The sequence below is a fragment of the Pseudomonas sp. MPFS genome, from assembly GCF_022537035.1.
In the GTDB taxonomy this organism is placed as follows: Bacteria; Pseudomonadota; Gammaproteobacteria; order Pseudomonadales; family Pseudomonadaceae; genus Aquipseudomonas; species Aquipseudomonas sessilinigenes.
Map to the genome: position 1 here is coordinate 100,923 of NZ_CP066123.1, position 21,352 is coordinate 122,274.

General features: G+C 63.2%; 19 protein-coding genes. 11 read left to right on the forward strand and 8 right to left on the reverse strand.

From position 1 onward, the window contains the following. The first annotated feature begins 28 nt into the window (after positions 1–28). The 6 genes from I9018_RS00490 to I9018_RS00515 all read left to right on the forward strand — a co-directional run bounded on the left by I9018_RS00490 (position 29) and on the right by I9018_RS00515 (position 7,134). Positions 29–634 (forward strand): c-type cytochrome, encoded by a 606-nt coding sequence (locus I9018_RS00490; protein ID WP_068575390.1) that lies wholly within the window; start codon positions 29–31, stop codon positions 632–634. A gap of 196 nt (positions 635–830) precedes the next feature. Further along, positions 831–1,460, forward strand: a complete 630-nt coding sequence (locus I9018_RS00495; protein WP_068575389.1) for a thiol:disulfide interchange protein DsbA/DsbL — start codon at positions 831–833, stop codon at positions 1,458–1,460. Positions 1,461–1,471: 11 nt separating this feature from the next. After that, positions 1,472–2,350, forward strand: coding sequence for an endonuclease/exonuclease/phosphatase family protein (locus tag I9018_RS00500; RefSeq protein WP_068575388.1), 879 nt, complete (start codon positions 1,472–1,474; stop codon positions 2,348–2,350). Further along, positions 2,347–4,572, forward strand: coding sequence for a diguanylate cyclase (locus tag I9018_RS00505; RefSeq protein WP_241108477.1), 2,226 nt, complete (start codon positions 2,347–2,349; stop codon positions 4,570–4,572). The genes I9018_RS00500 and I9018_RS00505 overlap by 4 nt, the downstream gene beginning before the upstream one ends. Positions 4,573–4,658: 86 nt before the next feature. Continuing rightward, complete coding sequence (locus I9018_RS00510) at positions 4,659–5,438, forward strand: N-acetylmuramoyl-L-alanine amidase (protein WP_068575386.1); 780 nt, start codon at positions 4,659–4,661, stop codon at positions 5,436–5,438. Positions 5,439–5,514: 76 nt separating this feature from the next. Then, entirely contained in the window at positions 5,515–7,134 is a 1,620-nt protein-coding gene (locus I9018_RS00515) for an EAL domain-containing protein (protein ID WP_241108478.1), read from the forward strand. Between the two features lie 4 nt (positions 7,135–7,138). Here the strand turns inward: I9018_RS00515 and I9018_RS00520 are convergent, their stop codons facing one another. Both I9018_RS00520 and algB read right to left on the reverse strand, forming a co-directional pair. Continuing rightward, positions 7,139–8,926, reverse strand: coding sequence for a KinB sensor domain-containing domain (locus I9018_RS00520; RefSeq protein WP_068575384.1), 1,788 nt, complete (start codon positions 8,924–8,926; stop codon positions 7,139–7,141). A 10-nt stretch (positions 8,927–8,936) separates the two neighbouring features. Continuing rightward, entirely contained in the window at positions 8,937–10,283 is a 1,347-nt protein-coding gene (gene algB / locus I9018_RS00525) for a sigma-54-dependent response regulator transcription factor AlgB (RefSeq protein WP_068575383.1), read from the reverse strand. Positions 10,284–10,737: 454 nt separating this feature from the next. Here algB and I9018_RS00530 point away from each other — a divergent pair, with 454 nt between their 5' ends. The 5 genes from I9018_RS00530 (at position 10,738) to I9018_RS00550 (ending at position 15,154) form a co-directional block, all read left to right on the forward strand. Further along, the gene (locus tag I9018_RS00530; protein WP_068575382.1) at positions 10,738–11,025 is read left to right on the forward strand and encodes a hypothetical protein; all 288 of its coding nucleotides are present in this window, start codon (positions 10,738–10,740) and stop codon (positions 11,023–11,025) included. Between the two features lie 84 nt (positions 11,026–11,109). Then, positions 11,110–11,274, forward strand: a complete 165-nt coding sequence (locus tag I9018_RS00535) for a DUF1328 domain-containing protein (RefSeq protein ID WP_003170804.1) — start codon at positions 11,110–11,112, stop codon at positions 11,272–11,274. 2 nt (positions 11,275–11,276) lie between these two features. After that, positions 11,277–11,741, forward strand: a complete 465-nt coding sequence (locus tag I9018_RS00540; protein ID WP_241108479.1) for an inhibitor of vertebrate lysozyme family protein — start codon at positions 11,277–11,279, stop codon at positions 11,739–11,741. Between the two features lie 728 nt (positions 11,742–12,469). Then, entirely contained in the window at positions 12,470–13,801 is a 1,332-nt protein-coding gene (gene gltP / locus I9018_RS00545) for a glutamate/aspartate:proton symporter GltP (protein ID WP_068575380.1), read from the forward strand. 123 nt (positions 13,802–13,924) lie between these two features. Next, a complete protein-coding gene (locus I9018_RS00550; protein WP_068575379.1) occupies positions 13,925–15,154 on the forward strand; it encodes a spore maturation protein in 1,230 nt (409 codons plus the stop codon). Between the two features lie 30 nt (positions 15,155–15,184). Here the strand turns inward: I9018_RS00550 and I9018_RS00555 are convergent, their stop codons facing one another. The 6 genes from I9018_RS00555 to I9018_RS00580 form a co-directional block, all read right to left on the reverse strand. Further along, positions 15,185–15,805 carry an ABC-type transport auxiliary lipoprotein family protein gene (locus tag I9018_RS00555; protein ID WP_241108480.1) on the reverse strand — a complete coding sequence of 207 codons (621 nt, stop codon included), beginning with the start codon at positions 15,803–15,805 and terminating at the stop codon, positions 15,185–15,187. Next, positions 15,802–16,740, reverse strand: coding sequence for an MlaD family protein (locus tag I9018_RS00560; RefSeq protein WP_068575377.1), 939 nt, complete (start codon positions 16,738–16,740; stop codon positions 15,802–15,804). The genes I9018_RS00555 and I9018_RS00560 overlap by 4 nt, the downstream gene beginning before the upstream one ends. 1 nt (position 16,741) lies before the next feature. Then, entirely contained in the window at positions 16,742–17,545 is an 804-nt protein-coding gene (locus tag I9018_RS00565; protein ID WP_241108481.1) for an ATP-binding cassette domain-containing protein, read from the reverse strand. Then, positions 17,542–18,690 carry an ABC transporter permease gene (locus I9018_RS00570; RefSeq protein WP_124345418.1) on the reverse strand — a complete coding sequence of 383 codons (1,149 nt, stop codon included), beginning with the start codon at positions 18,688–18,690 and terminating at the stop codon, positions 17,542–17,544. The genes I9018_RS00565 and I9018_RS00570 overlap by 4 nt, the downstream gene beginning before the upstream one ends. Positions 18,691–18,744: 54 nt before the next feature. Next, positions 18,745–19,788: a DUF5924 family protein gene (locus I9018_RS00575; protein ID WP_241108482.1), complete on the reverse strand. Its 1,044-nt coding sequence runs from the start codon at positions 19,786–19,788 to the stop codon at positions 18,745–18,747. A 160-nt stretch (positions 19,789–19,948) separates the two neighbouring features. Continuing rightward, positions 19,949–21,331, reverse strand: a complete 1,383-nt coding sequence (locus I9018_RS00580) for an insulinase family protein (RefSeq protein WP_241108483.1) — start codon at positions 21,329–21,331, stop codon at positions 19,949–19,951. Positions 21,332–21,352: the final 21 nt, after the last annotated feature.

Consider the following 21,352-nt stretch of genomic DNA (forward strand, 5'->3'; position numbering starts at 1 on the left):
TAACCCTTAGCCGTAGTTGGATTAGCTGATGAACAAATTACTCGTGAGTCTGCTGTTGACCTTGGGCATCACCGGTGTTGCCCATGCCGCAGGCGACGCTGCTGCCGGTCAGGCGAAAGCCGCAGTCTGTGGCGCTTGTCACGGCCCTGATGGGAACAGCATGGCGCCAAACTTTCCCAAACTGGCAGGCCAGGGGGAGAGGTACCTGGACAAGCAGCTGCACGATATCAAGTCCGGTAAGCGTCAAGTGCTGGAAATGACCGGCCTGCTGACCAACCTGAGCGATCAGGACCTGGCTGACATCGCCGCCTATTTCGCCAGCCAGAAAGGCAGCGTCGGCGCGGCTGATCCAAAAGTTGTGGCCCGTGGCGAAGAACTGTTCCGTGGCGGCAAGCTGGACCAGGGCATGCCAGCCTGTACCGGCTGCCATTCGCCGAACGGCGCGGGTAACGCAGCGGCAGGTTTCCCTCACCTGGGTGGCCAGCACGCTCAATATGTGGCCAAGCAGCTGACCGACTTCCGCGAAGGTGCACGTACCAACGATGGCGACACCATGGTCATGCGCAGCATTGCCAGCAAGCTGAGCAACAAGGACATCGAAGCAGTGTCCAGCTATATTCAAGGCCTGCACTGAGGCCGCCGCGATCAGTTGCCGGAAGGTGCATAGCCACGGCGACGTTAATGATCGATTAATCTGACGGTGCAAGCATAAAGGGTGGCTCAGGCCGCCCTTTTTTATGGCGCCAGCCGCTACACTAGCGAACTCAAGCCCGCCATGATCTGTCTGAATTCAGGTCGCGCGAGGCGCCTAAATCGTCCAGGAGTAAAGCATGCGTAATCTGATTCTCAGCGCCGCTCTCGTCACCGCCAGCCTGTTTGGCGTGACCGCTCAAGCCGCCGAACCGCTTGAAGCCGGTAAACAATATGTCGAGTTGAGCAGCGCCGTTCCGGTTGCGGTGCCTGGCAAGATCGAAGTGGTGGAGCTGTTCTGGTATGGCTGCCCTCATTGCTATGCCTTCGAACCCACCATCAACCCTTGGGTCGAGAAACTCCCTGCCGACGTCAACTTCGTACGTATCCCAGCCATGTTCGGTGGCATCTGGAATGTCCATGGCCAGCTGTTCATCACCCTGGAAGCCATGGGGGTCGAGCACAAGGTGCACAAGGCCGTGTTCGAGGCCATCCACAGCGGCAAGAAACTCGCTACTCCTGAGGAAATGGCCGACTTCCTGGCTGGCGAGGGTGTCGACAAGGACAAGTTCCTGAGCACCTACAATTCCTTCGCCGTCAAAGGCAAGGTCGAGGATGCCAAGAAGAAAGCCCAGGCCTATCAGATCTCTGGCGTACCTACCATGGTGGTCAACGGCAAGTATCGTTTCGACCTGGGCACTGCTGGCGGTCCTGAAGGGGCGCTGAGCGTGGCCGACCAGCTGATCGCCAAAGAGCGCGCGGCCAAGTAAGCGCCGCCGCCATGCCGCGCTGGGGCTCGGAACGCATCGTTGGCCTGCATGATCCGCAGGTCAACGAACATCATTTAGCGTCGACCGGCCTGCCGGCAGACAGTCGCCTGCGACTACTCAGCTTCAACATCCAGGTCGGCATCAGCACCGAGCGTTATCGTCACTACCTGACCCGCGGCTGGCAGCACCTGTTGCCCCATAACGGTCGGGCGGACAACCTGCAGAAAATAGGCAACCTGCTGGGGGACTTCGACCTGGTAGCCCTGCAGGAAGCCGATGGCGGCAGCCTGCGTTCGGGCTACGTCAACCAGGTGGAGCACCTGGCCCAACTGGGTGCCTTCCCCTACTGGTACCAGCAGCTCAATCGCAACCTCGGACGCCTGGCCCAGCACAGCAATGGCGTGCTCAGCCGCTTGCGGCCCTGGGCGATCGAGGATCATCCCCTGCCCGGCCCCAAGGGGCGTGGGGCGATCCTGCTGCGTTTCGGCGAGGGGCCGGAGGCCCTGGTCGTGGTGATGATGCACCTGGCCCTTGGCGCTCGGGCGCGAACCCGGCAACTGGCCTACATTCGCGAGTTGATCGGCGGCTACAAGCATCAGGTGTTGATGGGGGATATGAATACCCATGCCAGCGACCTGTTGGAGCATTCCCCCTTGCGCGACTTGAGCCTGCTGGCGCCGCAACTGCAGGCGACCTTCCCCAGCTGGCGCCCACAACGCTGCCTGGATCACATCCTGCTCAGCCCCAGCCTGACCCTGGAGCGAGTCGAAGTCCTGGCCCAACCCATATCCGATCACTTGCCGGTCGCGGTAGAGATTCGTCTGCCGGGTTCGCTCACGGCCGATGCATTGCCCGCGTTGAGTCCTGCCCCTCGCGGAATCGATGAATGAGCGACGACGCCCAACGTTGGAAAGAGAAGTACTTAAAAAGCATCGAACAACAGGAAAAGCTCGAGCGCCGCTGGGCTGCACGACTGGACTTGTTGCGCCGGGGCCTGGTGCGCAGCACCCTGGCCGCGGAGGGCACCGACCGCGCGGTTGACCAATGCATGAAGGAAATGCGCGAGGTCGTGCGTACCGACGATATGGACGCCGGACTGGCTGCCTTGATTCCGCGCCTGGAAAAGGCCGTGCTGGACTCCGAACAGCGTCGGGAAACCCGTATCGACCAGATGAGCAGCGCATTGACGGCGCTGGTCACCCAATTGCAGTCCCTGCCCCTGCCCAGGGAAGTCAGCCGCCCACTCAAGGCGTTCGCCAAGCAGCTGGATGGCCGGGTCGGTCAGGCCCGGGAGATTCCCTTGCTATTGGGGGAGCTGAGCGCCCTGCAAGGCAAGGCCCTGAACCAGTTGGACGGTCCGGCCGAACCCGGTCGCCCTGGCCTGTTGCAACGGCTGTTCGGCTCCCGTGATCCTGCGCAAGCCGCGCCGGGACCCGAGGCGCTCGCCCCTTCGGCCCAGGCTGTAGACAATCATCCACAGCCTGAGGAGCCAACGGCCCCGAATGAGGTGGCTAGCGAGCACGACGAAGTGCCCGATAGCGTTGTGCCCCAAGCTGGCACGGTAGCGCCGGCACCTGGTGTCGCACCGTTGTCGGCAGAGGCGGAACCCTTGTCCCAGGCCGCCTTCGAACCCTCTGCTGCCGTTGCCCCCAAGCTCGAAACCGAGCCAGAACCCGAGCCCGGTCCGACAGAGGCTGTCGCCTTCATACCCCAGGTCCTGGTGCCGGAAACTCCTGCGCTCGAGCTGGAACGTCCTTCCGAGGTGCCGGCAGGGTTGCAGGAGCCCGTTGAAGTATTGCGAACCGAGAGGCCCGGGCCGACCCTGGCACCTGCACCTGCACCTGCACCTGCACCTGCACCTGCACCTGCACCTGCACCTGCACCCGATCCCCTGATCGCCCCCGAGCCGAAGGGCGGCAATCCTGACGAGCTGCTGCCCATTTCCTCTGCCGCCTTGCTCGACAGCCTGCCCCTGCCCCAGGTGATGGCCGAGGCGTTGGCGGCCATCGACCCGGAGCAGCCGGATCATGACGTGCTCTATGCGTTGCCGGACTCGCCCGAGCCTTCCTACAGTTCGGTGGCCAAGCACATCGAGCACACCCTCCTGGGCCTGCTCGATGACCTGAGCCTGCCTGAGCGGCATCGCCCTCAAGCAGAGGCAATGCGTGATCGTCTGCAACATGGCCTGAACTGGTATGAGTTGCTGCCGATCCTCGATGATCTTGCGGTGTTGATGCTGGCGATCACCGACTCTGGCCAGCATGAGTTCGAGAATTACCTCAAGCAGCTCAACGAGCGCCTGGAAGCCTTCCAGAGCAATCTGCAGGCAGCCAGTGACGGTCATGCCGATATCAGCTCGGCCGCGCGCGCCATGGATACGCAGATCCGCGAGCAGGTCGATGGTCTGCAGAGCAGCGTGCAGGAAGCAGCGGACCTGGACGACCTCAAACAGGTACTGGAAAGCCATCTGGAAGGCCTGCTGGGCACCATGGACCAGCATCAGCGCCAGCGCGACGAGCGCGAGAAGGACATGGCCACACGCTTGCAAAGCCTGGCGGCCCGGGTCTCGAGCATGGAGCAGGAGGCCCAGGGCTATCGCGAGCACTTGGAGGAGCAGCGGCAGAAGGCATTGATCGACCCGCTGACCGGGCTGCCCAACCGTGCGGCCTGGAGCGAGCGCCTGGAGCATGAGATCGAACAGTGGCAACGCCATGGCAACAGCCTGTTGCTGGCCATGCTCGATCTCGACCACTTCAAGCGGATCAACGATAACTATGGGCACCTGGCTGGCGACAAGGTGCTGAAGATCATTGCCAGCGTACTGCGCAAGCGCTTGCGGGGTACCGATTTCATCGCCCGCTTCGGTGGTGAGGAGTTTGTCCTGCTGTTGCCCAATACACCGTGGCCGGTGGGCGTACGGTTGGTGGAAACCCTGCGTGCGGCGATCGAGGCCTGTCCGTTCCATTTCAAGGGCGAACCGGTGACCATCACTGTGTCTGTGGGCATGAGTGCGTTCAAGTCGGGAGATCGCAGCGACATGGTGATAAAAAGAGCCGATCAGGCGCTATATCGAGCAAAAGATGCCGGGCGAAACCGGGTCGAGGCCGGCTGAACCGAGCCGGGTAGCGCAGTTTTGCCCATGGATCGGGGAGCAGTACGTTACACTGTTGCATTAATGTCGCAACGTGCTGCCCTGCCATGAAACTGTTTGCCCTTGCCTTCTCCCTGTTGCTGCTTGCTGGCTGCGCCAGCGGCCCGCGCATCGATACCAGCCACCCCTCGGTCAACTACGATCAGCGGGCCCAGTTCATCATCGTCCATTACACCTCGGCGTCCATGGAGCGTTCCCTGGCCCTGCTGACCCATGGCCAGGTCAGCAGCCATTACCTGATCGGCGATGACAAGTCCGCCACTATCTACAAACTGGTGGATGAACAGTACCGTGCGTGGCATGCCGGCGAGAGCCAATGGCAGGGACGAACCTGGCTCAACTCCAGCTCCATCGGTATCGAGATCGTCAACCCGGGGTTTCGCGACGGCCCCAACGGGCGGCTCTGGTACCCCTACAGCGAAGCGCAGATCCAGAACCTGATCGTGCTGCTCAAGGACATCAGCAAGCGCAACAACATTTCCCCTCGGCACATCATCGGCCACAGTGACATCGCACCGCTGCGCAAGCTCGATCCAGGCCCGCTGTTCCCCTGGAAGCGCCTGGCCGAGGCGGGCCTGGGCCTGTGGCCCAATGCCCAGGCAGTGGCTCGCCAGCAGGCGTTCTATGCGGCGAACCTGCCGAGCATCAGCTGGTTCCAGCAGCAGTTGGCCCACCTGGGCTACGCCACCCCGCAGACCGGCGAGTTGGATGTGGCCACCCGGCATGTGCTGGCAGCCTTCCAGATGCACTACCGGCCCGGCCGTTTCGATGGCACCCCGGACGCTGAAAGCGCAGCGATCCTGCAGGTCCTCAACCAGACAAAATAATGACGCCGCCGGACGGTCCGCGCCGATTGCCCAATCAGTTGCTATAACTCATTGGTAATCCTTCGGATCTTCCAAGATGCAGGCCTCCGGCGAGCCCGTGCGCAGTTGGTTTCATCGCCCATGGGTGTTGGCGATGCTGGCGGCTGCCTTGAGTGCGGCGGTGCTGATGCTGGGCAGCGTTGGCGTGGCGATGCATCAGGTCCAGCAGCAGGAAAGCGAGCAGATGAATGCCCAGGGCCAGCGATTCCTGGAGCGCCTGGAGCAGTTGTTCGGACAGCTGCGCGAGGGCCTGGATGCCTTGGAGGCGCAACCGCTACGCGAGTGCAGCGCGGACATGATCACGGCGTTGCAGCAGGTCAGCTACAGCTATCGCTTCATCTACGAGGCGGTTTACATGGACGCCGACCAGACCTGCTCCAACTGGCCGCAGCAGAACCTGACGCCATCCCCCAGGCCTGCGGATATCCGGGGCCCCACCTATAGCTACTGGCTCAATACCTCCACCGAACCCAATGAAAACCTCGCGGCGCTCATGCTCGGCCGTGGCAACTTTCGCGTCGCCACTTCCCGTGGGCACCTGACGGACGTGGTCGACCTGCCGCCCGGGGGCAGCCTGATGGTGGTGGTCGATCATGGTGCCCGGGCCATTCCGGTACTGGGCCTGGCGCGCCCCTGGCCGCCGGTGCAGCCCTGGCATCCCAGTCGAGGCCAGCCACTGCAGGTGACCCGGGACCTGCTGATCTACCGCATGCCGACCCAGAACCCCGAGTACCAACTGGTGCTGATCACTCCAAGGGCCAGCATGCAGGCGGAAATGCTCTATGGCTGGTGGTGGTTGCTGCCGGTGAGCCTGTTGTTGGCGCTGTTCATCTGCGCACTGGTGTATCAGCTGGCGCGGCAGCGGCAGTCCCTGGGGGCGGAACTGCAAGGTGCCTTGCGTCGTAAGGAACTGCAGGTGCTGTACCAACCGATCTTCGATCTCAACAGCCGGCTCTGCGTGGGAGCCGAGGCCTTGCTGCGCTGGCGGCGCCCGGACGGCACCCTGACCAGCCCCGAGCTGTTCATCCCGCTGGCAGAGAACACCGGGCAGATCCGCCAGATCACCGACTTCGTCCTGCAGCGCCTGCTGGAACAGTTGGGCCATGTGTTGCGAGCCAATCCGCAGTTGTACATCTCGGTCAACCTGGCCGCTTGCGATGTCATGGTGCCGCGTATCGGCCGGGTCATGGCGCGCCTGCTGGCGTTGCACCGGGTGGCGGCGCGGCAGATCGCCTTCGAAGTGACCGAGCGCGGACTGATCGACGTGGTGGTGGCACGCAACAACCTGCAAGCCCTGAGGGATGTCGGGCATCCAGTGTTGATCGACGATTTCGGCACCGGCTATTGCAGCCTGGCCTACCTGCAGAACCTGCCGGTGGACTGCCTGAAGATCGACAAGGCGTTCGTCGACGCCCTGGGCCACGATGCCGCCAGCAGCGGCGTGGCCCCGCACATCATCCGCATGGCCCACGCCCTGAAGCTCAAGGTGATCGCCGAAGGCATCGAGTTCGAGGACCAGGCCTTGCTGTTGAGCAGCGAAGGGGTCAGCTTCGGCCAGGGCTGGCTGTTCGCCCAGGCCCTGAGCGCCTTGCAGTTCACCGAATTGATCACGCGGGGACGGCGCCTGATGGCCAGGCGCTTGGATGATGAAGCGTGATGCCCTACAGCGGCAGCGCCAGGTAGAACTGGGTACCCTGCCCCGGTCTTGAGTACACCCCCATGCGTCCGCCATGGAGCTGGACGATTTCCTTGCACAGTGCCAGCCCGAGCCCGGCGCCACCCTTCTTGCGCCCCACCTGGACGAAAGGTTCGAAGATCCGCCCCTGCTGGCCGTAGGCGATCCCTTCGCCATTGTCCTCGACACTGACGATCACCCGCTCGCCATGACGCCTGGCCTGCAGGCGGATCTGGCCTCCCTTGGCGGTGTGGCGCAGGGCGTTGCCTACCAGGTTGTCCAGGACCCGCTCCAGCTGTGGCTGGTCGGCATGCAGTCGTGGCAGTGGCGCCTGCATATCCAGCAGCAGCGCTATGTCCCGGTTTCGCGCCTGTTCGATGAAGCGTTCCCGGGTCTGCTCCAGCAGATCCTCCAATGAGCAGGGGGCGAGAGTGAGCTTCTGCAGGCCGTTCTGGTAGCGGGAGAAGTTCAACAGATCGTTGATCAACTGCATCAGGCGCTGCATTTCTTCATTGACGGTATTGAGCAGGTCGGTTTCCCGCGACTCCTCGGCGAAGTGCAGGCGTTCCTGGAGCAGCCCGAAGGCCATGTGCATGCCGGTGACCGGGGTGCGCAGCTCATGGGAGGCGCGCAGCACGAACTCACTGCGCACGCGCTCGAAGGCCCGCTGCTCGGTGACGTCATGCAGCACCATCACTGCGCCAAGGATGTGCCCTTGGGTGTGGCATACCGGGGTCAGGCTATAGGTCAACAGGCGTGCCTCGCCGTCGACTTCGATATCCAGGTCTTCCGGGGCCCGCTCCAGGCTGCCGCCCCGCAGCACCAGTTGCAGTTGTTCGTCCAGTTCCGGTCTTTGCAGGGCACTGCCCAGGCCTTGGCCAAGGCGATCCTGGTCCCAGCCCAGTTGCCGCTGGGCCACCGGGTTCAAGTGCTCCAGGCGGCCCTGGCGGTCGATCATCAGCAGGCCGTCGTCGATGCTGTCGAGCACCGCTTGCAGGCGTTGCTGGCCGGCCAGCAGTTCATCGACGTTGGTTGCCTGATGTTGGCGCAGCGCCTCAGCCATGATGCCGAAGCGTCGGGTCAGCAGATTCATTTCCGCGGCGCCTGAAATCGGCAGGGTAACGTCGAAGTTACCCTGGCCGATCTTGTCCGCCGCCTTGGCCAGGGCCTCGATGGGACCGCCAAAGCGTTGGGCGATGGAATGCGCGGTAATGAAACCGATGATCAGCACCGCCAGGCCAACCAGGCCCAGCAGGCCGGCCACCAGCAGGGCGCGGCCGCGGGTCTGGCGCTCCACTGCGCTGATGTTGTCCAGGGCGCGCTTGTGCTCATTGATCAGGCCTGAGCGCAGGGTGTTGAAACGCTCGGTCAGTTGGTTGTCGCTACTCAATCCGGTGCTGGGGGCGTTGCTGTGTTCGAAGGCCTGGAAGAAGCTCTGATAGTCGCTGCGGGCTTGCTGGAAGCCGCTTTGATTGTGGTTCTGCTGCTCATGGGCAATGCCTTGGTCGAGCAGGTCCAGGTAACGTTTCCTGGATGCTTCCAGGGCCTCTGGGTCGGGCTTGTTGCTGAGCATGAGGATCAACTGGTCGCCCAGGGTCTGGCGCAGCTTGAGCCCCAGGTCCAGGGTGATGAAGTTGTTGCGGATCAGCGACTCCTGGGTACTGGCCATCTGCATCACGCTGACCAGCCCGAGCACCAGGCCCAGCATCGCCACGGTGATCAGGGCCGAGATGCTCAGAAACAGCCGGGTCCGCAGTTTCATCGCTAGCTTCATGGGATATCGTTCACAGGTTGTACTGTTTGCGCTTGCGATACAGCGTCGAAGCATCGATGCCCAGTGTCTTGGCGGCTTGGTCAAGGGTGTCGCTGGTGGCCAGTACCGCACCGATATGGGCTTTCTCCAACTCGTCCAGGCTCAAGGCCGCGCCGATTCGCGGCGCATTGCTGGTGGGCTGCTCGGCCATGCCCAGGTGGCTGATCTCGACTCGTTCCTGGGGACAGATGATGCTCGCCCGCTCCACCACATTGCGCAGCTCGCGAATGTTGCCTGGCCAGCGGTAGTTCAACAGGGCCTCCCGGGCCTCGTCGCTGAAGCCCCGTGCCGGTCGCGAGTACTCCTTGACGAAGCGCGCGAGGAAACGGTCGGCCAGGGTCAGGATATCTTCGCTGCGCTCGCGCAAAGGCGGCAGGTGCAGGGTAATCACGTTCAGGCGGTACAGCAGGTCCTCGCGAAAACGCCCGTCGCGCACCATGTCTTCCAGATTGAGGTTGGTGGCGGCCAGGATGCGTACGTCGGCGCGCCGGGTCACCGGATCGCCGACACGTTCATATTCCTTGTCCTGGATAAAGCGCAGCAGTTTGGGCTGCAGGGTCAGCGGGAAGTCGCCGATCTCGTCGAGAAACAGCGTGCCCCCGTCGGCCTGGTTGACCCGGCCCAGGGTGCTTTCGCTGGCGCCGGTAAAGGCCCCGCGGCTGTGGCCGAAGAGCTCGCTCTCCATCAGCTCGGCAGTCAGCGACGGGCAGTTGATGGTCACACAGGACTTCTTCGCGCGCTTGCTCCAGCCATGGATGGCCCGGGCCAGCTCGCCCTTGCCGGTTCCAGATTCACCGAGAATCAGGATGTTGGCATCGGTGCTGGCTACCTGGCGGGCGGTCTCCAGCACCACCTTCATGGCCGGGCTGTGGGAGTCCAGGCCATCGCTGGGCTTGCGGACCTCGCCCTCCAGGGCCTCCAGGCGTGCTGACAGCTGGCGCACTTCCAACTGCTTGGCGGTGGCCAGGCGCAATTGATCGGGGCTGCACGGCTTGACCAGGTAATCGGCGGCACCGGCCTGGATGGCATCCACGGCGGTATCGACGGCGGAATGGGCGGTGACGATCACTACCCGCATCCAGGGCGCCTGGATACGCATCTGGGCCAATACATCCAGGCCGTTGTCTTCTCCTAGGCGCAGGTCGAGGAAGCACAGGTCGAACACCTGGCGTTGCAGCAACGTGTCTGCCTGGGCCGCACTATTTGCGGTAGCGACGATGTAGCCCTCGTCTTCCAGGCAATAACGGAAGGTGCGAAGGATGGCGGACTCGTCATCTACCAGAAGGATGCGGCCCTGATTCTCCGGCGCTGGCTCCATTTTCCCAGGCTCCTTTAATGAACGATCTGATTTAGTCCCGGAAAAATCGGGCAAGTTGCAAGATTGATTCTGATCCATTCCACCGGTTGCAGGTTAGATATATCCGGTCGAAATAGCTAACTAACTGAAATAACTGATGTTTTCAGCGGTGGCTGAAGGTTGTGCAGGTACAGGTCTGTATCAGGCTGCTCGCTGCTCGGCAAAGTTCCCACCGAAAATCAGAAAGCAGGAGAAACCCCTGAGTTGAAGATCGTGCATTTCGCACGGTCAGCCAAGTGGGCATCGTGCAGGATGCGTCCATGGGTTTTTTCTGGTCTTTATATAAGTAATTGATTTTATTGATATTTATTACTCGATAAAAGCTGGCATGCAGTCTGCAACTTCCTTTCCCATCGAGGGGCCCAGGCAACGGCTTCCATAACAACATCACCATCGGTGTGGGAGGATTTTCAGGATGAATCGCCAACGTCTTGCCCAATTGCGCATCGCGCCGCTGCACCTCCAGCAAGGGCTGTTTGCTTGCCTTGCATTGCTGGTCACTCTAATCGCCGGGCAGCAGTTCCAGCGCTGGCAGGATCGCCAGGCCCCTATTCCCCAGGTGCCGGCCCATCAACACCCCATCCAGACCCATTTTCGTCCGGTGAGCAGTTCGTTCGCCGACACCGCACCCCTACAACTGATGACCGTTGACCAGGCGCAACCCGTGCTTGAGTCGCCACGCCAGGAGCGCTGGGTGTTCTAGGCACCATGGCCGGGGCCGCCCTTGGCGGTAGCGGGCCAACCATGTCGGCAGCTTTCCTAATAGAGAAGAGTAAGGAGAATCATCATGCTGAGTTGGGCAATCACATTCCTGATCATCGCCATCGTCGCTGCCGTCCTGGGCTTCGGTGGTATCGCTGGCACCGCTACCGGGATCGCCAAGATTCTTTTCGTGGTGTTCCTGGTGATGTTCATCGCTTCCTTCTTCTTTGGCCGTCGCGGTCGGGGTTGATCATGTGGATCTCCTTCAAGACCCTGGCCTTCGTATTGCTGTCGAGCGCCAGTGCCCTGGCGTCGGCTGCCAACGATGGCCAGGCACGGGCCAGCCAACTGCTCAATGCAGATCCGCAGTTTCGCGAGACCTGGCAGAAGGTCGTGCAAAAGGAAGAGCGATTGCCCGAGTGGGTCATGAACCTGTCGGGCGATGCCGAACAAATGAATGCCGTGGAGGAGGATGGCGACAAGTACCTGGTGGGACCGTTGTGCGAGACCACCCAGAGTTGCCGCAGCCAGCGGCTGATCGTGGCCTTCGCTTTCGACAAGAAGCATGCCTATGCATTGCTGGTGGAAGTGCCTGCGGGGTTGCCCGCCGACAAGTCGCCGACCCGGCATGCCAACTACCGGTTTCTCGGCAAGCCCGAGCCCGGTATGCAGGAATTGCTTAAAGAGCAGCTGAGAAAAGACCCGAACTGGTATTGAGTCCGGGTCAGTCGAATAGACGAAAGGGCCTGGTGCGCTTTCGGCTGTTGCACGACCCGAGGAGGGCACGTGCATGACCAGGGGGCCGGGACGTTCTGATCCACCAGAGATCGGAGTGACCTAGGGGTACAGGGAGTGCCTCCGCAAGGGCCGGGTCAGGAAAAAGCGGCGGCGCAAGCTCCCGGGTCGGTGTCGACCCGACGAGCTTGCGGCGTGCGTGAACGGTCAGATCCCCGTTCTAGAGCCATTGGCCTGATGCCACCGATGTCTGAACTGAAAAATCTTCCTTTGACTCCGGTCAAACGTTTCCTGGTGTTTCTCTGCGACCGTATATCGAGAAACTTTCCGGAAAATCCGGAAGGTTCCAGGGCACCCGAAACAGAACATTCCTAAAGTTTTTTAGACCTTTTCCTGACCCTTCCGACAAGCCTGCACGCCGCCTGAAATGGCCGTTTCACGGCATTCTGGCCTGCCGAAATGTCGTATTCGAACCGGTTGGGACGCTCGTTTTGTTTCGAAAAACTCATGCCGATTCGGCATAGGGTAGGCGTTTACGGCATTAGACGCGCCACCCTTGCATCGGAATAGTTGCGCCTTTTTTCGCCTGCAGAGAGCCGTAAATGCTCGCTCGGGATGACCTTATACGGGGGCTGATGCACAGACTTTTCCGCCATTGAGCGTTGCAGTTCGCGCATCAGCCCGAGTCCAACTGAAGTAAGGGTAATGATATGAAGAAGGCCAAATTAAGCCTCGCCTGGCAGATCCTCATCGGTCTGGTCCTGGGTATTGCGATCGGCGCACTGCTCAATCATTTCAGCGCTGAAAAAGCCTGGTGGATTAGCAACGTCCTGCAACCTGCGGGCGATATCTTTATCCGCTTGATCAAGATGATCGTGATCCCGATCGTCATCTCCTCGCTGGTGGTCGGCATCGCCGGTGTCGGCGACGCCAAGAAGCTGGGCCGCATCGGCCTCAAGACCATCATCTACTTCGAGATCGTGACCACCATCGCCATCGTCGTCGGCCTGCTGCTGGCCAACCTGTTCCATCCGGGCGCAGGCATCGACATGAGCACCCTGGGCACCGTGGACATTTCCAAGTACCAGGCCACCGCGGCCGAAGTGCAACATGAACACGCCTTCATCGAGACCATCCTCAACCTGATTCCGTCGAACATCTTCGCGGCCATGGCCCGTGGCGAGATGCTGCCGATCATTTTCTTCTCGGTGCTGTTCGGCCTGGGCCTGTCGAGCCTGCAGGCCGACCTGCGCGAGCCGCTGGTGAAGATGTTCCAGGGCGTTTCGGAAACCATGTTCAAGGTCACCCACATGATCATGAACTACGCCCCTATCGGTGTATTTGCCCTGATCGCGGTGACCGTCGCCAACTTCGGTTTCGCTTCGCTGCTGCCTTTGGCCAAGCTGGTGATCCTGGTCTACGTGGCCATCGCTTTCTTCGCCTTTGTGGTCCTGGGCCTGATCGCACGCCTGTTCGGTTTCTCGGTGATCAAGCTGATGCGCATCTTCAAGGATGAGCTGGTGCTCGCCTACTCCACCGCCAGCTCGGAAACCGTGCTGCCGCGAGTGATCGAGAAGATGGAAGCCTACGGCGCGCCGAAGGCGATCTGCAGCTTCGTGGTGCCTACCGGCTACTCCTTCAACCTCGACGGTTCGACCCTGTACCAGAGCATCGCGGCGATCTTCATCGCCCAGCTGTACGGAATCGACCTGTCCATCAGCCAGCAGCTGCTGCTGGTCCTGACCCTGATGGTCACTTCCAAGGGGATCGCCGGGGTTCCGGGCGTGTCCTTCGTGGTCCTGCTGGCCACCCTGGGCAGCGTTGGCATCCCGCTGGAAGGCCTGGCCTTCATCGCCGGTGTCGACCGCGTGATGGACATGGCGCGTACCGCCCTGAACGTGATCGGCAACGCCCTGGCGGTGCTGGTGATCGCTCGTTGGGAAGGCATGTACGACGAAGCCAAGGGCCAGCGCTACTGGAACTCCCTGCCGCACTGGCGCAGCAAGGAGAAGCTGCCAGCCGGCGAGATCTCCAAGGGCTGAGACGCCTGACGCCCGCCCGCCACCCCGGCGGGCCCGCGCAACAGACAAACCCCGGTCGATCCGGGGTTTGTCGTTTCTGCAGCCCCCGCTATCATTCGCCGCATCTTCCGAGGGATATGACCGATGCTCAATGGCCTGTGGCTTGGCTTCTTTATCGTTGCAACCGTTTCCGCCCTGGCGCAGTGGCTGGTGGGAGGCAACGCCGGGATCTTCGCCGCCATGGTGGAAAGCATCTTCGCCATGGCCAAGCTGTCGGTGGAGGTCATGGTGTTGCTGTTCGGCACCCTGACCCTGTGGCTGGGGTTCCTGCGGATCGCCGAGAAGGCCGGCATCGTCGAATGGCTGGCCAAGGTCCTCGGCCCGTTGTTCAAGCGCCTGATGCCGGAAGTGCCACCGGGCCATCCGGCCCTGGGCCTGATCACCCTGAACTTCGCCGCCAACGGCCTGGGCCTGGACAATGCTGCCACGCCCATCGGCCTCAAGGCCATGCGCGCCCTGCAGGAGCTCAACCCCAGTGCCACCACCGCGAGCAACGCGCAGATCCTGTTCCTGGTGCTCAACGCTTCGTCCCTGACCCTGTTGCCGGTGACCATCTTCATGTACCGCGCCCAGCAAGGTGCGGCGGACCCGACCCTGGTGTTCCTGCCGATCCTGCTGGCCACCAGCGCCTCGACCCTGGTAGGCCTGCTGTCGGTGGCGGTGATGCAGCGCCTGCGGCTGTGGGACCCGGTGGTGCTGGCCTACCTGATTCCCGGTGCCCTGGCCCTGGGGGCTTTCATGGCGCTGCTGGCGAGCCTGTCGGCGGCGGCCCTGGCGTCGCTTTCCTCGATCCTCGGCAACCTGACGCTGTTCGGCCTGATCATGCTGTTCCTGGTGATCGGCGCGCTGCGCAAGGTCAAGGTCTACGAGGCTTTCGTCGAGGGCGCCAAGGAAGGGTTCGACGTCGCCAAGAACCTGCTGCCGTACCTGGTGGCCATGCTGTGCGCCATCGGCGTGCTGCGGGCTTCCGGGGCGCTGGATTTCGGCCTCGACGCAATCCGCCACCTGGTGGCCTGGGCCGGATGGGATACGCGCTTCGTCGATGCCCTGCCCACTGCCATGGTCAAGCCGTTCTCGGGCAGTGCCGCCCGGGCGATGTTGATCGAGACCATGAAGAGCCAGGGTGTGGACAGCTTCCCGGCGCTGGCGGCGGCGACCATCCAGGGCAGCACCGAAACCACCTTCTATGTGCTGGCGGTGTATTTCGGTGCGGTGGGCATCCAGCGGGTACGGCACGCCGTGGGCTGCGCCCTGTTGGCGGAGTTTGCCGGCGTGGTCGCGGCGATCGCCGTCTGCTACTGGTTCTTCGGCTGATCCTGCGCCGGCTTGCCGGCGCGCTGGAGCTCAGCGTTTCCCCACCTGGTTGCCCTGCCCTACGGCCCAGTCCACCACCTGGCGGGCCAGCACATCGCTGGCTTGGCCGAACCCGGCCACGACCGCCGGCACCCGGGTCTCGGCCAGCGGCTGGCGTACCTCGAAGCGCCGGCTGGCGAGGATCTTCTGGTCAGCACCCCGAATCAGCCGTGCATCCAGGCGTATCACCACCTGGGCGGCCTTGTCCTGGTATTCGGTCTGGAAGGCCTGCAGGTCGCCGCCCAGGGCCAGGTCGGTCTGCAGGTTGCTGTCGTCGGTGCTCAGCAGCTGGACCCGGCCGTCGCGCTGGAATCCATCCAGCAGGCGGTTGCGCAGCAGGATCGGTGCCGGGTCGGTCCAGCGCGAAGCCTTGTAGCTGCTGATCAAGTCGCCCTGGGGGATCACTGCGATCCTGGCACTGTTCAGGGCATCGCTGGCCTGGGGCTTGAGCAGTTGCAGCGACCACGGCAAGGCCTTGCCCGGGGTGCTGGGTTGGTTCACCGGCAAGCGGTAGATATCCAGCGGCTCGCTCTTGGGCAGGATCGAGCAGCCGCCCAGGACCAGGGCGGCTCCCAGGGCCAGGGGGGCAAACAGGCGACAGGCACGCATCATGGCGTGAACTCCTTGTTCTTCTCGTTACCCAGCAGGTAACCGCCGGGGTTGGCTTCCAGGCGGCGGGTGATGGCCCGCAGCGAGCTCATGGTCTCGCGCAGTTCGCGCACGGCCGGCGCCAGGCCATTGAGGCCCTGCATGCCGTTGCTCAGCGAATCCTGGTTGTCGGTCAACAGTGTGTTCAGGGTGGCACTGCTTTGCTCCAGCGAGCGCATGGCCTGCTCGGCGCTGCCGAACATCTGCCGGCCCTGGTCGTTGAGCAGGCCGTTGGCGTTGCGCATCAGTGCCGTGGTCTGTTCCAGCATGGCGCTGGTCTGCTTGGTGATGGTTCCCAGTTGCTGCATCAGCTGGCGCAGGTCGTTACGTTGCTCGGCGATGCTGGCGGTGGTCTTCTGCAGGTTATCCAGGGTATTGCTGACCCGGCCCACGTTCTCCGGGGAAAACAGCCGGTTGGCGTTATGCAGCAGCAGGTTGACCCCGGTCATCAGGTCGTCGCTGTTGTTCAGCAGGCGGGCGATGGGCGATGGCGAGGCGATGATGGTCGGCAACTGGCCGTTCTTGCCCTTGAGGGGCTGGCTTTGCGGGGTGCCGCCACTGAGCTGGATGATCGAGGTGCCGGTGATGCCGGTCAGGGCCAGCTTGGCCTGGGTGTCTTCCTTGATCGGCGTGTCGCCGCCCAGGCGAATCTGCGCCAGTACCCGGCGCGGGTCCTTGGGGTCCAGGCGCAGGTTGACCACGTCGCCGACCTTGATCCCGCTGTACTGCACCGAGCTGCCCCGGGACAGGCCGCTGACAGCCTCGTTGAAGACGATCTCGTAGTCCTGGAAGGCGCTGTCGACGCTGGACTTGGCCAGCCACAGGCCGAACAGCAAGGCGCCGGCCACCAGAATCACCGTGAACAGGCCGATCAGTACGTGATGGGCTCGGGTTTCCATGTCATCCCTCGTTGGTCGGTGTCGCGGCCTGGTACGCCGCGCGGCCGCGAGGGCCGTGGAAGTATTCGTGGATCCAGGCGTCCGGGGTCTCGGCGACGATGTCGATGGCATCGGCCACCAGCACCTTCTTCTGGGCCAGTACCGCCACCCGGTCGGTGATGGTGTAGAGGGTATCCAGGTCGTGGGTGACCAGGAACACGCTCAGGCCCAGGGCGTCGCGCAGGGTCAGGATCAGTTGGTCGAAGGCGGCGGCGCCCACCGGGTCCAGGCCGGCGGTGGGCTCGTCGAGAAACAGGATGTCCGGGTCCAGGGCCAGGGCTCGGGCCAGGGCCGCGCGCTTGATCATGCCGCCGGACAGCGACGCCGGGTACTTGTCCGCCGCCGACAGCGGCAGGCCGGCCAGGGCCAGCTTCACCGCCGCCAGGTGCTCGGCGTCGGCGCGCGACAGGCCGGCGTGTTCGATCAGTGGCAGGGCGACGTTCTCGGTCACCGTCAGCGAGGTGAACAGCGCGCCCTTCTGGAACAGCACGCCGAAACGTCGTTCCACCAGCGAGCGCTGCTGCTCCGGCAGGCTTGGCAGGTCCTGGCCGAATACCCGCACCGAGCCTTCGCTGGGCTGGCGCAGGCCGACGATGCTGCGCAGCAGTACCGACTTGCCGCTGCCCGAGCCACCGACCACGCCGAGGATCTCGCCCTTGTACACGTCCAGGTCGAGGTTCTCGTGCACGCTCTGCGGGCCGAAGCGGTTGCACAGCCCGCGAACCTCGATCACCGCCTCGGCGCGCGCGCGCGGCGGGCGGCTCACCAGCCCATCTCCATGAAGAACAGTGCGGCCACGGCGTCAATGACGATCACCACGAAGATCGACTGCACGACGGCGGAGGTGGTGTGCGCCCCTACCGATTCGGAACTGCCGCTGACCTTGAAGCCCTCCAGGCAGCCGATGGCGGCGATCAGGAAGGCGAATATCGGGGCCTTCACCAGGCCCAGCAGGAAGTGCTTCACGCCGATGTCCGAATGCAGCAGCGAAAGGAACATCGCCGGCGAAATATCCAACGACAGCGCACAGACCACTCCGCCGCCGATGATGCCCGAGAGCATGGCCAGGAAGGTCAGCATCGGCAATGCCACCAGCAGGGCCAGGACCCGGGGCAGGACCAGCAATTCCATGGGGTCCAGGCCCAGGGTGCGGATCGCGTCGATCTCCTCGTTGGCCTTCATCGAGCCGATCTGCGCGGTAAAGGCGCTGGCGGTGCGTCCGGCCATGAGGATGGCGGTGAGCAGTACGCCGAATTCACGTAGAAAGGAAAACGCCACCAGGTCCACGGTGAAGATGCTGGCGCCGAACCCGGCCAGCACCGTGGCCCCGAGGAAGGCCACCACCGCCCCCACCAGGAAGGTCAGCAGGGCCACGATGGGCGCGGCGTCCAGGCCGGTCTGCTCGATATGCGCCACCACCGGGGTGATGCGCCAGCGTTTGGGATGTAGCAGGCCGCGGGCCAGGGTCTCGAGGATCAGGCCGATGAAACCCAGGACTTTCAGGGTGTCCTGCCAGACGGTGTAGACCGATCCGCCGATCCGCGAGAGCAGCTGTATGCCGACCGGAATCTCCGGTTGCTTGACCGGTACGCAGAAGTCGTTCAGCGAGCTGTAGACGGTTTGCAACAGGGCGCGGTCGGCGGCGGAGAGGGTGCAGTCGGGGTGTTCGGCGCTGTGGCCCAGGCGCTCGGCCCCGAGCAATTCCACCAGCAGCGAGGCGCCGGCGGTATCCAGGGCACCCAAGCCATTGAGGTCGATATGGGTGCTGCTGTCGTAGCGGCCATCCAGCGCTTGGCTCAGGCGCTTGAGCTCGCTGTAGTGCGCCAGCGTCCAGTCGCCACGGATGCGCAATTGCGCCGGGGATTGGGCAAGATCCAGTTGAGCGGTGCCGGGCGTCACGCTGGTAGTCATAAGCTCCGTGCTTGTGTGGCGATTTCGCAGTGCTACGTAATAGCACGATCCGGATTAATTTGCCTTGCCCGTCTTGGCGGCGCCTTGATCTGGATCGTCGATCCGAAAACGCAGCACGCCGATCACCTGATCGTCTTCGGTGACCACCCGCACTTGCCAGTCGCCTGTGGGGTTGGCCGGGAAGTTCTGCTTGTGGGACCAGGCCCGATAGCCTTCCTTGCGTCCGCCATGGATATCCAGTGCGATGCGATCCACTTCGCTGCCGTTGAACTGCCAGACATGGTAGATGCGCTCGTCCAGGCCGCGCGGTGCATTGATCGCGGTATAGGCGTACAACCCATTGCCGCGCACCTGGGTGGTGTCCAGGTGTTCCAGGCTGGCCCCGGGAGTACGGTCCTGGAGCTGGGTGCTGATGGTTTGCTCGGTCAGCCACAGGGTGGCCGGCGGCACCCAGGAACGCATCAGCCAGCCGGTGCCGCCGATGGCCAGGGTGATGCACAGAACGGCCACGCCACTACGCGCACTGCGGATCGGCAGGATCGAGGCCAGGCTCGGAAAGGACAGCAGCATCGCTGTGCCCAGGGCCAGCTTGAAGCTCTGGGCGGTGGTCAGGTGCAGGATCAGCGGCAAGGCCGTGAGCAGTGCGGCGAACAGCGTCAGGGTATGCAGCGCGAGGAACAACCAGCGGCGCGGGGCCAGCCACTTGTAGTACAGCGGGTCGGTGATGGAGACCAGCGCCGCGGCGCCCAATAGTCCGGTGAACACCAGCTGGCCGCTGGTCCAGCTGGTGGTGACGAAGAAGAATGGCAGGACGAAGAACAGGCTTTCCTGATGGATCATCTGCGTGGCATAGCGCAGCAGCGGCTGGGGGATCTCGCGCTTGAAGACCTGGGCGAACAGCTGGGTCAGGCTGTTCTCCAGCATCAACCAGACCCAGCTCACCAGCATGATGATGGCGATCCATGACGCCAGGCTCTGTTGCCGGTCCACCAGGATGAAGCTGCAGACCCCAGAGATGAAGCCACCCAGTGCAATGACCCCCGGATAGCGCTCTATCAGTTGCAGCAGGCGCTTTATGTGTCGGTTCCAGTCGGGCATTGGGTGCAAGTCACGGTCATGGCAGGAAAAAGCGCGACAGGATAACGTCGGCGGCGGTCCCTGGCGAGGGAGCAGGCTGTTGTCCGGACATGCTGTACAGGGTGTCCGGCCCGGGGAGCTGGTCGTGCTCTTCGAGGCTTGCCGGTTTGCTCGTCATGGCTTATCGGGATTGACGACGCCACAAGCCCACGCCCAGGCCACCGAGGAGCACCAGGGCTAGCAGCCCGCCCATCAGCCAGAGCAATTGCTCGTCGCCCAGCAGGGGTTTTTCGATCCGCAGGTAGCCTGGCTGCTGCAGCAGTTGGTGCAGGGCCTGGTTGGCCTGGTCCAGGGTCACGGCCCGCAAAGCCTTGGCCGGATCGCTGAACCGGCCATCGTCGAAGTCGCCCAGTGCGCTCCAGTAGTAGTCCGCCAGGGCGCTGTTGCCCTGCACTGCCCAGGCCTGGCGGTCGATGGCGGCCTGTTTCAAGCGGGCGAAGGTGGCGGGGTCGAGCCCGTCCTTGAGCAGGTGGCTGAGCAGCTGTTCGACGACTTGCCGGGCCTGGGGCAGGTTCTCGCGCTCGAGGTCCGCGTTGAGGCTGAGGAAGCCGACGCCGCCGAATACCTCACGATCGCTCCAGGGGCCGTAGGACAGTTCATGTGTCAGGCGTAGCTGGCGATACAGCGCCCAGTCCAGGTAGTCCTTGAGCAGGTCGAAGGTCTCGCTGTGCTGCTGCTCCAGTACCGGCTCGGGGAACAGCCAGTGCAGTTGGGCGCTCTGCCCCACCCAGCCACGGATCAGGTCGCGTACGGGGGCCGCGTGGCCTTCGAGCTGGGGCAGCTCCGGATGTTCCCTTGGCTCCACCGGTTCGAGGGCGCCGTAGGTGCGCTCAAGGTAGGCCGGCAGCAGGCGATCCAGTTCGCCGACCACGATCAGGGTCATGTTGTTGGGGGCGTACCAATCCTTGCGCACCTGTTCCAGCTGGGCCAGGGTCAGATGGTCGACCTCGGCCCGCTCGGCACACTTGAGGCCCAGTTCCACGGCCAATTGGTTGCTGGCCTTGTGACCCAGGTCCTGGCGGTCGAGCCAGCGTTGCAGGTGCGAATAGTGGCCGCCGTCCTCACGCTCCACCACCCGCTTGGCGGCGGCCACTGCATTGTCGTCCAGGCGGGTATGGGTCAGCAGCGAGAGCAACAGGTCGAGGACTTTGCGCTGGTTCTTGGCCGGGGCCTCGATGACGAAAGTGGTGTCGGCATTGCTGGTGTAGGCATTCCACTCGCCGCCCAGGGCCTGCATGCGTTCTTCCAGGCCGCCCTCGCCGCTGGCGTCGATACCGCTGAACAGCAGGTGTTCGAGCAGGTGCGGCAACTCCTTTTCGTGGCACGGGAAATCGTCCAGGCCCACGCCCACCACCAGGCGAATCGCCACGTGGCCGCGCTCGCTGCCGGGCTTGAGCAGCAACTGCAAGCCATTGGGCAGGGTATAGCCTTCGACCTGGAAGCGATCCAGGGCCCAAGCTTGTGCGCTGCCCAGCAGCAGGCAGGCGAGTAACAGACAACGCATAACAAGAACTTCCTTACGACG

Excerpts from the sequence above, each read along its gene's own strand:
- algB (WP_068575383.1), bottom strand. The coding sequence starts at position 10,283 with ATGGAGCCAGCGCCGGAGAATCAGGGCCGCATCCTTCTGGTAGATGAC.
- I9018_RS00495 (WP_068575389.1), top strand. The coding sequence starts at position 831 with ATGCGTAATCTGATTCTCAGCGCCGCTCTCGTCACCGCCAGCCTGTTT.
- I9018_RS00535 (WP_003170804.1), top strand. The coding sequence starts at position 11,110 with ATGCTGAGTTGGGCAATCACATTCCTGATCATCGCCATCGTCGCTGCC.
- I9018_RS00520 (WP_068575384.1), bottom strand. The coding sequence starts at position 8,926 with ATGAAGCTAGCGATGAAACTGCGGACCCGGCTGTTTCTGAGCATCTCG.
- I9018_RS00490 (WP_068575390.1), top strand. The coding sequence starts at position 29 with ATGAACAAATTACTCGTGAGTCTGCTGTTGACCTTGGGCATCACCGGT.
- I9018_RS00560 (WP_068575377.1), bottom strand. The coding sequence starts at position 16,740 with ATGGAAACCCGAGCCCATCACGTACTGATCGGCCTGTTCACGGTGATT.
- I9018_RS00510 (WP_068575386.1), top strand. The coding sequence starts at position 4,659 with ATGAAACTGTTTGCCCTTGCCTTCTCCCTGTTGCTGCTTGCTGGCTGC.
- I9018_RS00515 (WP_241108478.1), top strand. The coding sequence starts at position 5,515 with ATGCAGGCCTCCGGCGAGCCCGTGCGCAGTTGGTTTCATCGCCCATGG.
- I9018_RS00555 (WP_241108480.1), bottom strand. The coding sequence starts at position 15,805 with ATGATGCGTGCCTGTCGCCTGTTTGCCCCCCTGGCCCTGGGAGCCGCC.
- I9018_RS00530 (WP_068575382.1), top strand. The coding sequence starts at position 10,738 with ATGAATCGCCAACGTCTTGCCCAATTGCGCATCGCGCCGCTGCACCTC.
- I9018_RS00550 (WP_068575379.1), top strand. The coding sequence starts at position 13,925 with ATGCTCAATGGCCTGTGGCTTGGCTTCTTTATCGTTGCAACCGTTTCC.
- I9018_RS00580 (WP_241108483.1), bottom strand. The coding sequence starts at position 21,331 with ATGCGTTGTCTGTTACTCGCCTGCCTGCTGCTGGGCAGCGCACAAGCT.
- gltP (WP_068575380.1), top strand. The coding sequence starts at position 12,470 with ATGAAGAAGGCCAAATTAAGCCTCGCCTGGCAGATCCTCATCGGTCTG.
- I9018_RS00500 (WP_068575388.1), top strand. The coding sequence starts at position 1,472 with ATGCCGCGCTGGGGCTCGGAACGCATCGTTGGCCTGCATGATCCGCAG.
- I9018_RS00505 (WP_241108477.1), top strand. The coding sequence starts at position 2,347 with ATGAGCGACGACGCCCAACGTTGGAAAGAGAAGTACTTAAAAAGCATC.
- I9018_RS00570 (WP_124345418.1), bottom strand. The coding sequence starts at position 18,690 with ATGACTACCAGCGTGACGCCCGGCACCGCTCAACTGGATCTTGCCCAA.
- I9018_RS00575 (WP_241108482.1), bottom strand. The coding sequence starts at position 19,788 with ATGCCCGACTGGAACCGACACATAAAGCGCCTGCTGCAACTGATAGAG.
- I9018_RS00540 (WP_241108479.1), top strand. The coding sequence starts at position 11,277 with ATGTGGATCTCCTTCAAGACCCTGGCCTTCGTATTGCTGTCGAGCGCC.